Annotated in this window: 10 protein-coding genes; 2 read left to right on the plus strand and 8 right to left on the minus strand. The window is 46.0% G+C overall.

All coding sequences use genetic code 11. The features are described from left to right. Positions 1-340: 340 nt before the first annotated feature. The 7 genes from FFM77_RS09155 to FFM77_RS09185 form a co-directional block, all read right to left on the minus strand. Positions 341-1,519 carry a CamS family sex pheromone protein gene (locus FFM77_RS09155; protein WP_137635471.1) on the minus strand — a complete coding sequence of 393 codons (1,179 nt, stop codon included), beginning with the start codon at positions 1,517-1,519 and terminating at the stop codon, positions 341-343. Beyond that, positions 1,516-3,558, minus strand: a complete 2,043-nt coding sequence (gene ligA, locus FFM77_RS09160) for an NAD-dependent DNA ligase LigA (protein ID WP_137635472.1) — start codon at positions 3,556-3,558, stop codon at positions 1,516-1,518. Before ligA ends, FFM77_RS09155 begins: the two co-directional genes overlap by 4 nt. Positions 3,559-3,580: 22 nt before the next feature. Next, a complete protein-coding gene (pcrA, locus tag FFM77_RS09165; protein WP_137635473.1) occupies positions 3,581-5,839 on the minus strand; it encodes a DNA helicase PcrA in 2,259 nt (752 codons plus the stop codon). Between the two features lie 662 nt (positions 5,840-6,501). Then, complete coding sequence (locus tag FFM77_RS09170) at positions 6,502-7,674, minus strand: 5-(carboxyamino)imidazole ribonucleotide synthase (protein WP_137635474.1); 1,173 nt, start codon at positions 7,672-7,674, stop codon at positions 6,502-6,504. Positions 7,675-8,098: 424 nt separating this feature from the next. Then, entirely contained in the window at positions 8,099-8,638 is a 540-nt protein-coding gene (locus FFM77_RS09175; protein ID WP_137635475.1) for a DUF2179 domain-containing protein, read from the minus strand. Between the two features lie 25 nt (positions 8,639-8,663). After that, the gene (locus FFM77_RS09180) at positions 8,664-9,248 is read right to left on the minus strand and encodes a xanthine phosphoribosyltransferase (protein WP_137635476.1); all 585 of its coding nucleotides are present in this window, start codon (positions 9,246-9,248) and stop codon (positions 8,664-8,666) included. 36 nt (positions 9,249-9,284) lie between these two features. Next, a complete protein-coding gene (locus FFM77_RS09185) occupies positions 9,285-9,929 on the minus strand; it encodes a glycoside hydrolase family 73 protein (protein WP_137635477.1) in 645 nt (214 codons plus the stop codon). Positions 9,930-10,067: 138 nt separating this feature from the next. On the opposite strand from FFM77_RS09185, the gene FFM77_RS09190 reads away from it, so the two are divergent. Beyond that, positions 10,068-11,039 carry a Gfo/Idh/MocA family protein gene (locus tag FFM77_RS09190; protein ID WP_137635478.1) on the plus strand — a complete coding sequence of 324 codons (972 nt, stop codon included), beginning with the start codon at positions 10,068-10,070 and terminating at the stop codon, positions 11,037-11,039. A 70-nt stretch (positions 11,040-11,109) separates the two neighbouring features. Here the strand turns inward: FFM77_RS09190 and FFM77_RS09195 are convergent, their stop codons facing one another. Then, positions 11,110-12,021, minus strand: coding sequence for a 1,4-dihydroxy-2-naphthoate polyprenyltransferase (locus tag FFM77_RS09195; RefSeq protein WP_137635479.1), 912 nt, complete (start codon positions 12,019-12,021; stop codon positions 11,110-11,112). A 121-nt stretch (positions 12,022-12,142) separates the two neighbouring features. On the opposite strand from FFM77_RS09195, the gene FFM77_RS09200 reads away from it, so the two are divergent. Then, a complete protein-coding gene (locus tag FFM77_RS09200; protein ID WP_137635480.1) occupies positions 12,143-13,120 on the plus strand; it encodes a polyprenyl synthetase family protein in 978 nt (325 codons plus the stop codon). Positions 13,121-13,155: the final 35 nt, after the last annotated feature.

Consider the following 13,155-nt stretch of genomic DNA (forward strand, 5'->3'; position numbering starts at 1 on the left):
TTGCGTTATACGTGATTAATCATCACTAATACATGATTGTTCGTAGTTTTCAAATAACTGCTCATTAGACCTTTGTCTCCGTTGACCAGCGTTGACGTTATCAACCAGTTGCAGTATTAACCATACTGATAACAGTCAAACCAGCTAGCGTAGGGCGGGCTGGATGATACTCAGTGGTGAGATTTCACTAGGTTGAGTGATTTTCTCGACCTAGTGAAAGCCCAGCTTGGAAGACCGCACTTTGGCTTCCAAATGTGGCCACCACGTTCCAGCATCAATCCAGACCAACCGAAGTGGCAAATAACCATTATTCTTAGACGACGAACGTTATGCTCCTAGCTTAATTATCGCCTTGATCACTAAAGACATGTGTGTAATACGAACTGCCTTTAGCCGTCCGTGCTAAGAAACTTTGGATATCACCATTGGCACTCTTAACCGTAATCTCAACGGGCACCCCAGATGGTAAGTAACGCTTAGCAGCGGTTGCTAAATACTGCGTAAAGCTGATAATTTCGGTTTCACTATAGAACTTCGTCGTGATATTAACGCTTAACTTGCTCAACGACTTGTCTTTGTAGTGGGCATTCGCCGTCACACCTGACAAGTTCGGGAAGAAGTTTTGCACATGCGACTTAAATGATGAGAAATCTGATTCATCATTACTATTCGCACCACTATTCTTCGATTCCGTCGTTGCTGGGAAGACGTAATTTTGCCAATTCAATGATTTCCAGTTTGAAATCGACGTTGCGCCATTCTTAGAAACGGCGTAGGCAATCATATTCCCACCTACTAGACTATCATTTGACGACTGCTTGTAAAGGGCTAAGACAATCGGCACATTCTTTAAGGCCGACTTTTGACGTAGCCGTTGTAACACGGTGTTGGCCATCTTCTTACCTTGAGCCGTTAATTCAGTCGTAGTAATGTCCGTCTCATAGGTCGCCCCATATTCAACCTTCGTGTAGTAATCCACGGAGTTCATCCCTAAACCGACCGTGACACCACCAAGGCTCAATTTACTGCCGCTTTGAACCATATAATCTTGTTCTTCTAATTGTTGTAAATAGATTGGGTTCCGGGTATCGGCACCGGTCTTCCCGTTACTCTTAGGGTTTAACCCATCCTCATTATCCTTGGTCTTACGACCCAACCAATTTTCAACCGTCGACGTACTCAAATACTGACCTTCTTGATAAACATACTTGTTTGTTGGGAAGACTTTCTTTGAAACATCTAATAACCCATTTTCGAAACTCTTTAAGTTCATGACGTTATCATTTTGTGAGACGTTGACCCCGCGCGATTTACTCGTCCGGTAACGCCCCTTCTTAATAACCCCTTGATAAAACTCTGAGTCCGTGGTTCCAGTCGTCGTGGTCGTTTTCGACCCCGTTGTTGTCGTCTGACTCGTACTATTAGAGCCAAATGACGAACTCTTCAAATTTCCGCAGGCGGCTAGAACAATCGCGGTAATTGCCACTAAGCCCATCGTGCGTATGCGTTTAATCGTCACGCTTGTGCATCCTCCCTCATTGTCGTGCTGAACCGTGCTTCATCCCAAACGGTAATGTCCAGCTGTTGTGCTTTTTGCAACTTACTCCCGGCATCGGTCCCGGCGACCACTAAGTCTGTCTTTTTAGAGACACTCCCAGTGACCGTTGCACCGTGATCTTGTAACCACTGTGTCGCGGCCGGTCGAGTGAAGCTCTGTAACTTACCCGTTAAAACCACGCGCTTACCAGCAAACCAACTATTGCTGTCTAAAGCGGCCGTTTCACTAGGGCCTTGGTAAGTCGTATTGACACCAACAGTTTGCAACTCTTTAACTAGGGCTTGCGCACCATCACTATCAAAATATTGAACGACCGCGTTGGCAATAATGTCGCCCATTGAGTCAATCGCCGCAATCTCTTCCTGACCGGCTGCCATTAAAGCGTCAATCGTTTCAAAATGTTGGGCAATTAATCGGGCTACCTTGGCGCCAACGTGACGAATTCCAAGGCCGAACAATAAACGTTCAAGTGAATTATTGCGACTACGGTCAATCGCTGTCAAGAGGTTTTCAGCAGATTTATCTTTTACTTTATCTAATGCTAATAATTGATCCTTGGTCAACCGGTATAAATCCGCCACATCGCTGACCAAATGATTGGTATAGAGTTGGGCGATTAACTTCGGTCCTAAACCATCAATGTTCATCGCATTCCGCGAGGCGAAGTGGACTAAGCCTTCTTGCACTTGGGCGGGACATTTCGGGTTAATACAGCGTAAAGCCACTTCATCTTCTAAATGCACGAGTAATGCCCCACAAGATGGACAATGGGTTGGAATCGTTAACTTTTCAGCATCTTTTGGTCGTTTCGTTAAATCTACGGCCGAAATTTCCGGAATAATGTCACCGGCTTTGTGTAACAACACGGTATCACCGATGCGCACATCTCTAGCGGCCACATAATCTGGATTATGCAGTGAAGCGCGCGCAACGGTGGTCCCGGCTAATTGTACGGGATCCATCACGGCTGTCGGGGTCACAACCCCGGTCCGACCGACTGTCCACTCGACATCTTTAAGTAGCGTCGGTTGTTCGTCCGGTGGAAACTTGAATGCAATCGCCCAGCGCGGCACTTTGACGGTGGCGCCTAACGACCGCTGCAATGGTAACGGATTCGCTTTAATGACAATCCCATCAATCCCATAGGCTAAGTCCGGCCGCTCATTTTGATAATGGTCAATATAGCTAAACACCTCGGCCATCGAATGCGCGACTTTGAAGGTCGGATTAATCGTCAACCCTAAGTCCGCAAATTCTGCCAGCATCTCGCTTTGGGTCCGGGCCTTCAACGGCTCATAATCCGCCACATTATACATAAAAGTACTTAATTGACGTTCAGCTGTGACTTTCGTATCTAGCTGCCGTAAGGACCCAGCTGCCGCATTCCGGGGATTAGCAAAGACACTTTCACCAGCGGCTTCACGGCGTTCGTTCAAAGCAGCAAAAGCCGCTTTCGGCATGTAGCATTCGCCCCGAACTTCAATGGTTAAGGGCCGGCTTAGTTCGTGAGGAATGGAGTCAATCGTCATGATATTACGGGTAATATCTTCACCAACGGACCCATTGCCCCGCGTTGACCCTTGAACTAACTTGCCGTTCTCGTATTGTAGCGACAACGCTAAACCATCAATTTTTAATTCACAATTATAGTCAAACGGATCATCCACATTTTGCCGTAAACGGTCGTCAAACGCCTGCAGTTCAGCTTGTGAAAAGACATCGCCTAATGACAACATCGGAATCGGATGTTGAACTTTCGTAAAGCCAGCTTTAACCGTTCCACCAACTAATTGGGTTGGCGAATCACTCGTCACAATGCTGGGAAAAGCCGTTTCTAATGCCACTAAGCGCGCATATTCACGGTCATAAACATCATCTTCAACTTTAGGGGCATCATTATCATAATAATCTTGCCGCCACTGATTTAATTCAGTCCGTAAACTGGCAGCTTCGGTCGCCGCTGCTGCTTGATCCAGCTCACTGATCGGTTTGTTTGCCATTATTGCTGGCCTCCTTGACCACTTAGTCCTGAACTTTTTGAATTGGGGCAAACGCGGCTAAGAGCCGTTTAATCCCCTCTGACTTAAAGGCAATATCGAGTTCAGCATCTTCACCGGCACCGGTTACTTTCACAACAGTCCCAGTCCCCCACTTACGATGTGTCACTTTGTCGCCAATCCGCCAACTATTCTTGTCAGCGCCAGTTCCGGCCGCCTTTTTAACGGTTGGTCGCGTCCCAACAGGATTCTTCTTATAACGTGGCGTCAAGGCTTTCTTAGTGGCAAATGGCACATTTAAGTCACTGCTGCTCGACCCTTCTAGGGTATTATCATTCTTAATCAAACTTTGGTCGATTTCAGCAACAAATCGTGATTCTTGGTTACTTTGCCGCCGACCATATAACATCCGCGAATAGGCGTTGGTCAGATAGAGTTGCTTTTCAGCACGGGTAATCCCCACATAGGCTAACCGACGTTCTTCTTCCAATTCATCCTCGTCCATCATCGCCCGTGACAATGGGAAGATACCTTCTTCTAGGCCAATCAGGAAGACAACTGGGAATTCAAGCCCTTTAGCCGCATGCAACGTCATTAACGTCACAGCTTGGGGTTCTTCCTCCACGTTATCCACATCTGAAACTAAGGCTAAGTCAGCTAAGAAGTCCACAAACTTATCGCTATCTTCTTCTTCTGGTTGATACCCATCATCGAATTGCTTCGTGACAGATAAGAATTCTTGAATGTTTTCGATCCGGGTTTGCGTTTCGAGCGGTTTAGCGGTCTTTTGGGCCTTGAGTGCCTTCATATAACCCGACCGGTCCAAAATTTCTTGCGTTAAGTCAGTCACTGACAAGTACTCGCGCATGGCGCGTAACTCGTTCATCGTCGCGGCAAACTTCGCTAAGGCCCCCTTAGTCCGGGTGGCAATACCATTGGCCATATCGACATTAGTCGCGGCCTCTAACATTGAATAATTCGCTTCGTCAGCAAAGGCCCGCAACTTATCGACACTAGTCTGACCAATACCCCGTTTCGGTTCATTAACGACCCGTTCAAAGTTGACAGAATCTTGGTCATTAACAACTAAGGTTAAGTAAGACAAGATATCCCGAATTTCTTTACGATCGTAGAACTTGTTGCCACCAACCATCGTATATGGAATATTGGCTTTAACAAGTGATTCTTCCATCACCCGGGATTGGGCGTTAGTCCGGTATAAGACGGCGAAATCCCCATAGTCATATTTATTAGTTCGCATTTGTTCTTGAATCTGGGCAATCACATAGTGGGTTTCATCATTTTCGCTTTGCCCACGATAATAGTGAATCAGCTGGCCTTCATCATTTTCAGTCCATAACTTCTTGGGGCGCCGCGTGGTATTGTGGTTAATCACTTGGTTTGCCGCCGCCAAGATCGTCTTGGTGGACCGGTAATTTTGTTCCAATTTAACGCTATCAGCTTCTGGATAATCTTGTTCAAAGTTCAAGATATTTTCCATATTAGCGCCCCGCCAACCATAGATCGATTGGTCAGCATCCCCGACAACGCAGAGATTCTTATACTTTTCAGCTAATAAGTTAACCAAGGTATATTGGGCATTGTTAGTATCTTGATATTCATCCACATGAATATAATGGAATTTATTTTGATACCAGCCCAACGTTTCCGGGTGCTGCTTGAACAGTTGAATCGTCAACATAATCAAGTCATCAAAATCGACGGCTTGATCCGCCGCTAATTCGTGTTGGTATTGATCATAGACATCAGCCACGATACTTTCAAACGGACTAGCCGCAGATTCTTTATACATCGCGGGTGTCTGTAAATCGTTTTTCGCATTGGAAATGGCCGATAAAATCGACCGCGGATCATACTTTTTAGAATCAATATTTTGATCGTTTAAGATACGCTTAACTAATGTCCGTTGTTCACTAGTTCCGGCAATCGTGAAGGCCCGATTATAACCAATCTGGTCAATATCACGCCGCAAGATTCGGACACAGAGTGCATGGAACGTCGAAACCCACACATCACGGGCGTCTTCACCCAATAAATTACCAACCCGTTCACGCATTTCGCGAGCGGCCTTATTCGTAAAGGTGATTGCTAACACATTCCAAGGATTAACGCCTTTTTCTTCAATCAAGTAAGCGACTCGATGCGTCAGCACCCGAGTCTTGCCCGAACCGGCCCCCGCCATAATTAGTAGCGGTCCTTCGGTGTCTAATACGGCTTCTTGCTGCTTGTCATTCATTCCTGCCAATAGGCTTTCTTTCGACACGCTGTTCGCCACCCTTTCTAAAAATCAGTCAACAAATATTATACCAAATTTCAGCCTGATATGCTGGCCTTTCAACCGGCTTTTTCGAATGTTTGTTCTATTAATTTGAAGTACTTATGACCATCAGTTTGCTTAAAATTATCACACTGATTGGCTAATCGATGACACATTCCACTAGCTAACACCTGGTGCTGGCTAAAATTGCCGCCTGCCGGTTGGGTTCTAAAACGCTGGAACGCCATGGGCCATTTTGAAGCCAAAGTGCGGTCTTCAAAACTGGCCTTGGCCTAAGTCCGAGCAGGCCACTCGCACTAAGGCCAACGACACGGCTGAGCATTTTAGAACCCAACCTCTCGGCTAAATCTATGGTCGACAATAAGATAGTCATTAATTCACGTTAATTAACGTTGGGCGGGCCAGCATCGGCTCAGTGGTGCCGTTTATCTTGGTCGGTGATTTTCCGACTTAGATAAAGCCCGGCTTTCGAGACCGTACTGTGGCTTGAAAACGCGGCCACCATGTTCCAGCCGATTCTGGCCCAACCAGAGTGGCAATTTAAGCCAACTAGTACCAAGCGTAACCAGTGATTAACGGCAAGCCCATTACTTAACGACAAAAAGAGTTCAGGTCTACACCCAAACTCTTTCGTTTTAATGCACTACTTAATCACTAGTTTCCGTCGCCGCACCTTCATCAGGTGCTGGTTGTAGTTGCCAGATGTTAGTATCATCAATTTGCTCCAAGGCTTCTTTAATAGAATCGGCTTCAACCATCACATGGCCCGCAATCGCGGCTTTTTCAGCTTGCAATTTCGTTCGGTGATAGAAGTTGAAGAACCAGTTCGGTTTAATCTGCCACTGAGTTCGAATCACATTTGCTTGTGCTGGTGTGAAGTAAACCGCTACAACTGGCAACAAGGACTTGATTGGCATTAATGGTAACCCGGCAATCGCCCGTAAATGTTGTTCAGCCATGCTAATATTAGTCGCTCGTTCAAAAACATAGCCTGATTGGTGCATCGCGGGAACAATCCGCTTTACATATAAGTTACCACTATCAGTCAAGAAAAAGGCCACTTCAAAGATCCCGGTATACGTCAAATTATCACTAATTTCTTGTGTAATCCGTAAGATTTCATCATTGACCGCTTGATCAATCTGCGCTGGCACCATGGTCATCATTAAGTGGTGATCCCGGTACCGATTTTCAACAATTGGGAAAAACTTAGTTTCATCCGGCGTTTTGGCAACAATCACGGACAATTCTTTCTTAAATGGAATTAGGGATTCTAACATATAGGTTCCCCAGTCCAATAGATCAGCGGCTTTGACAATATCCGTCTGCGTCTTAATGACCAGCTGCCGGTTATGCCCCAACCCCTTTTGAATCGGCTTCAAAATACTTGGGTAGCCGATTGAGCCAATCGATTGATACACATCGTCCAAACTGACAATCGTCGCAGAGGGTGCAACGTTTAAGTTTAACTGCGCAAAGAAAGCGCGTTCCAATGACCGATCTTGCATGATTTCTAACGCATCGGTCCCTTGAGGCACGCGGGTATGGGCAGCTAAAAAGCCCATCACTGACGCATCGATTGTTTCCGATTCATACGTCACCATATCACAGCGTTCGGCGAAATTTTGTAATTGTTGCTGATCATTGAGGGCCCCGACAACACGAAAATCTGCCAGTTCCATGGTCTCAGTATTTTCGTTATCACCGTAAACACCGACATTGATGCCGGCATTGCGCGCGGCAATCACCAATCCAACACCGTTGGTACTATTACCGATGATGCCTAAAGTACCACCTGGATTTAAAACCGAGTTGTCCACATCCGTCCCTACTTTCTTAAATAAATATTAAATGAATTTTCGATTAGTGATCCGTTAATTATCATACGTTGCCAGTAGCCTGCATGCAAGTATTGACACGAATCTTTCTGAATATTTAGCGTTTTCGTTTTTTAACCTAAATAAAGTATCCTATTGTCCACTTCGGTTGGCCTGGATTGACGCTGGAACGTGGTGGCCACGTTTATGAGCCATAGTGCGGTCTCATAAGCCGGGCTTTGACTAACCCGGCAAAAAACCACCGGCTAAGTCAAACGACACCACTGAGCGTCATCCAGTCCGCCCTTCGCTAATTTCATCAACATTGCTAATTGCTTCGCTCAAGAACAAGTTCACCCAATTTATAAGTATCAATAATATCTATGCTAGCACGCTACCGATATCGATAAATTAGCAACCCAATAAATTATCGACGAGCATTGCGGCGTTTGACCCGTTTCAGCCAAAAGCCACCTGAAATATATTTGGGTTCATAGGCAATTACGAACGCATTTGGAGCTTCCGTTTTAATCAAGTCGTATAATCGCCGCTCATTCTTACGCGGTGCCAGAATCTCTAGTGCTAGCCGTTCACCTTCTAAACCGTAAGCTGCGTGTTGTGTCACCCCAAACCCATTTGTCCGTAATACTGCGGGCAACGTCGACTTGGGGTCTGGCAAGATGACCGAAATCATCGTATACCCTAGCGCCAGTTTGTCTTCAATCAACATACCGACATAGACCCCGACCCCGTAACCAAGGGCATAGACCACTAGATTCAATGGATTATTCAAACGATTCAAAACTAACGATAGCCCTAACACATACACGGTAATTTCAATCACACTGGTAAAAGCTGCAAAATAGCGGTACCCACGCATCACTAATAAAAAGCGTAACGTGTTCAAGGTGATGTATACCAAATTAATCACAAAAATTAACGCTAACATGCCCGGATTAACTTGCATCTCAATCCCAGCTTTCTAAGCTAAATTAATCGGTTGCTTCTGACGCAAAGTGCACACGGTCGCCGTCAAAGGACGTAATCTGCGCTAAAGATTCTAAGCGAACCCCACGATCTGCGACTAATTGATGACCGCTTTGGAAGATTTTTTCAATCACGATCCCCACACCGGCAATTTCAGCTTGTGCTTGGTCACAAATTTCAAATAAGCCTTGAACTGCTTGCCCGTTTGCTAAGAAGTCATCGACTAATAACACCTTATCATCTGCGCTCAAAAATTTCTTGGAAATCGAAATATGATTGGACGTTTTTTTAGTATATGAATAGACTTCAGCGGTGTACAAATCGTCGATCAAGGTCACCGATTTGTGTTTACGGGCAAAAACAACGGGGACATGCAACTGCAACCCAGCCATCACTGCGGGCGCAATCCCCGATGATTCGACCGTCAAAATCTTGGTAATCCCGGCTTCGCGGAATAGTCGTGCGAATTCGGACCCAATCGTAAACATTAAATCTGGGTCAACTTGATGATTCAAGAAACCATCGACCTTCAAGACTTCACCAGGTAAGACCCGGCCATCGGTTAAAATACGTTGTTCAAGTTCTCGCATAGTGCCCTCCTACTAATTTCATCTAGTTTAAAAGTTCTACTTACTATCATACCGTTCTAAGTCATATTTTTGAATAACATTAATTATTTTTTGCGCATAATCCGGATCAGTCGCATAGCCGGTCTTGGCTAAGGCTTGGGCGGCGTCTTGATACGTCTTGGCCTTGATCACCGTTTGATAATGACCGGGGTCCCAAGCCGGGCCATTCGCCAGTCGTTTCGCATGGGCCACCATCGACGCATGCCAACTGGTGTAAACTCGAAACCGGCGCTTGACTTGATGATAGGCACCATCGTAATACTCTTGCGTCGTCATCACCTTGCCGGGTTCTGCCGCGGTCGCTTTAACCCCAAATAAATTATTATTTTCCGTCGCGTTCGTACTTCGCCCCCAATCCGACTCTAAGATAGCTTGTGCCAGTGTAATACTCGCCCGCACGTGATAAGTCGTCTGCATGGCCTTAGCATCCGGTGCTAGGCGCTTGATAAAGTCAGCATGCGTTTTGACGGTCACTTCCTGATGAACTGGCAGCCAACCGGTCCAACGGGTACTCACCACCCACCCAAGGCCACCAAACACGATCACTAAGACGATCACGTTCAACCATTGCACGCGGCCTTTTCTGACTAAGAATCCGGTTGCTTTAGACCGGCGTTTACGTCGACGCTTTTTTGCTGCCATGACGGGTATCCTTTCTATGTAAGTTGGCTCTATTTTACCTGCTTTTAGCTAAAATTAAAATGGCTTTTAACGCTGTCCAACCCAACTTTTCTGCTAGAATGAATTTGGATCCTATCATAAAATTGGAGGAACGTGCCTATGCCTAAAAAATATCGGTGGGCAATTGTCGGTCTCGGCAATATCGCTCACAGCTTTGTCAAATACTTTGACCAGCCTGATGGTGAAATCTACGCCGTTTGTTCACGCTCGCAAGCCAAAGCAGATGCTTTTGCTAACGACCATCAGATTCCAAAAGCTTATGGTGACTTGTCCGCCCTATTAGCTGATCCACAAGTGGACATCGTTTACGTGGCCACGCCACATAACTACCACCTCGATACCATTCTGCCGGCATTAAAGGCTGGTAAACACGTCTTCAGCGAAAAGGCCATCACGATGACCAGTGCCCAGTTGAACCAAGCTAAGGCCCTCGCAGCCGCTAATCAGCTCGTGTTAGCTGAAGCGATGACGTTGTATCACATGCCACTATATCAAAAGCTGCACGCCTTTGCCGATGATCATCAGTTAGGTGCTTTAAAGATGGTCCAAGCTAGTTTTGGGAGCTTTAAGGAACCTGACCCAACCAACCGCTTCTTTAATCCAGAGCTGGCAGGCGGGGCACTGTTGGATATTGGGGTCTACGCGTTAGCCTTTGTCCGGGAATTTTTAACGGCTAAGCCCTATATCACCGGAACCACGATGCATCGGTTCAGTACCGGCGTGGATGAAGCCGAAACGATTAGTCTCCGTAATGCCAATGACGAACTCGCCAACATTGCGCTGACTTTCCGCGCTAAAATGCCTAAACAAGGGATTGTAGCGTATGAAAATGGCTACTTCACCATTGACACTTATCCCCGGGCCGACCATGCCCTATTCACGGATAATCAAGGCCAAACTCAAGTGATTCAAGCTGGTGCATCAACCAATGCAATGAACTACGAAATCGCCGATATGCAGCGAATGGTCGCGGGTAACTTAGCCAATACCAGCTTGGTTAAAACGACTGATGTGATGGATATTATGACGGCTGCCCGGCAACAGTGGGATTATCGTTATCCATTTGAATAACAAGCTAACATGCAAAAAACGACAGTGAAATGATTGAATTCACTGCCGTTTTTGCTTATTCTCAGTTCAGTTAAACCAACAACCCTAACCCCATAAATACCGCAAACGACAAACAAATAATCGTCGCATTCTTAATCGCTAAGATAAACGTTTCCCGTTTAACTTGCTTTTGCAAAAACAACCGCGTATTTTTATACACTGGAATCGCACTAATCAGTGTCAACAGGCTTAACGGTGGCAACACACCTAACCACACCGCCGCGACTAAGCACAAGTACCCAGCGACATAGCTCCAAGCAAACACCCGTAACATGATTGGTTTCCCTAAGTAATACAAAATTGTATGCCGGCCTAACGCAATGTCTTCTGCCATATCACAAATATTATTAGCCAACATAATATTCGAAATAGCAAAAATAGCTAATCCCGCCGCGACCAACACCTGAAAGCTCGACAACCACGTAATCGTCGTGACATCGTAGGTATTAATAAACACGGCAATCCAAAAAATCATAAAGCCCATCGTAAACCCTGAGAAGAATTCACCAAAAGGACTGGTTGAAATTGGCTTGGGACCGCCCGCATAAAAATAACCGACCGCGTATGAATACAAGCCCATCCATAATAATGGTAAGCCGGTACGCGTCACGAGCCACAAGCCCAAGACTAATGACACCCCCGCCAGGCCAAATGTAATCGTCCGTGCCTGGCCAATTGAAATCTGATTGACGCCAACGACATTAGTCTCTTCTAAAAACTCCTGATTATCGGCATCACGAGGTGCATGCAAGAAATCTTGATAATTATCATTCGCATTGGTCGCCATATGGAATAATGAAGACGCCACAAAAAATAGGGCTAAATACCCTAAATGAACTTGATGGTAATTATAAATCGCGTACAAACTCCCCAGAACAAATGGCAAAACACTGGCAATCAGCGATTTGATCTCCACGAACTCTAAAAAAACTTTCGGTTTCAAGGACCGACTCCCCCTTTTTGATTGACAACTTTAATAGTTATTTGTACCTTTAAGTTAGATTGTATTTTAGAATGCGTAGGGCTGCAAGTTTTGCTGTCCTACGCCAACGGGGTGACGGTGAATGATTCAAACGATTTGGCAACCAGATACACAGATTCATGCCCAATTAGCAGCGTTAAAACCATACTTATTGGCACACGTTAACATTGATAATCCTGCCATTAATGCACGGGTGCATGAACTCTTGCAAGCTGGTGGCAAATTCTTGCGCCCAGGATTCTTTTACTTATTCAGCCAATTTGGAACGGACCAAGCGGCCGATCGCTTACAAGCCGGGGCGGCGGCGATGGAACTTCTACATGTCGCAACCTTAATTCACGATGATGTCATCGACGAGAGCCCAGAACGGCGGCACGTCACCACGATTCATCAAGACTACGGTCAACGCAATGCCATCTATGCCGGTGATCTCTTATTTACGTGCTACTTCGATCTCGTGGTGCTTTCCGCACGGACGACCAACGACATCCAACGTAATGTGGCGGCCATGCGCGGCATTCTCCAAGGTGAGCTCGACCAGATGGCGCATAACTTTCACCCGCAGACCAGTCTCAATGACTACTTAAAAGTCGCCGCGGGTAAAACCGCACGGCTATTTAGCTTGAGTTGCCAACAAGGCGCCCAACTGGCTCAAGCACCACAGGCTATCGTTGACTTAGGCCAACAGATTGGCCAACAACTCGGCCTAGCCTATCAAATGCTAGATGATATCTTAGACTATACAGGCGATGAACAGCTTACCCATAAACCCGTCTTAACTGACCTACGCGACGGTGTTTACTCCTTGCCATTGATTTACGCCTTACAAGCCGATCCGAGCTTAGCGCGCCAATTACCAATGCCAGGCACCGTTGCGACTAATGACGACCTCTTAGCGATTCGCAATCAAGTGGTCGCATTAGGTGGCGTTACTAAAGCGCAACAGTTAGCGACACAGTATACACAACAGGCACTAACGTTGATTAACCGCTTACCAGCGGGCGGAACGCAACAGACTTTACGCCAATTAGTGACCCAGCTATTGATTCGGAATCATTAATTGCAGTGAGTGACTTGACTATCATTACACTAAAT

Source organism: Lactiplantibacillus songbeiensis (assembly GCF_005405125.1).
Lineage (GTDB): Bacteria > Bacillota > Bacilli > Lactobacillales > Lactobacillaceae > Lactiplantibacillus > Lactiplantibacillus songbeiensis.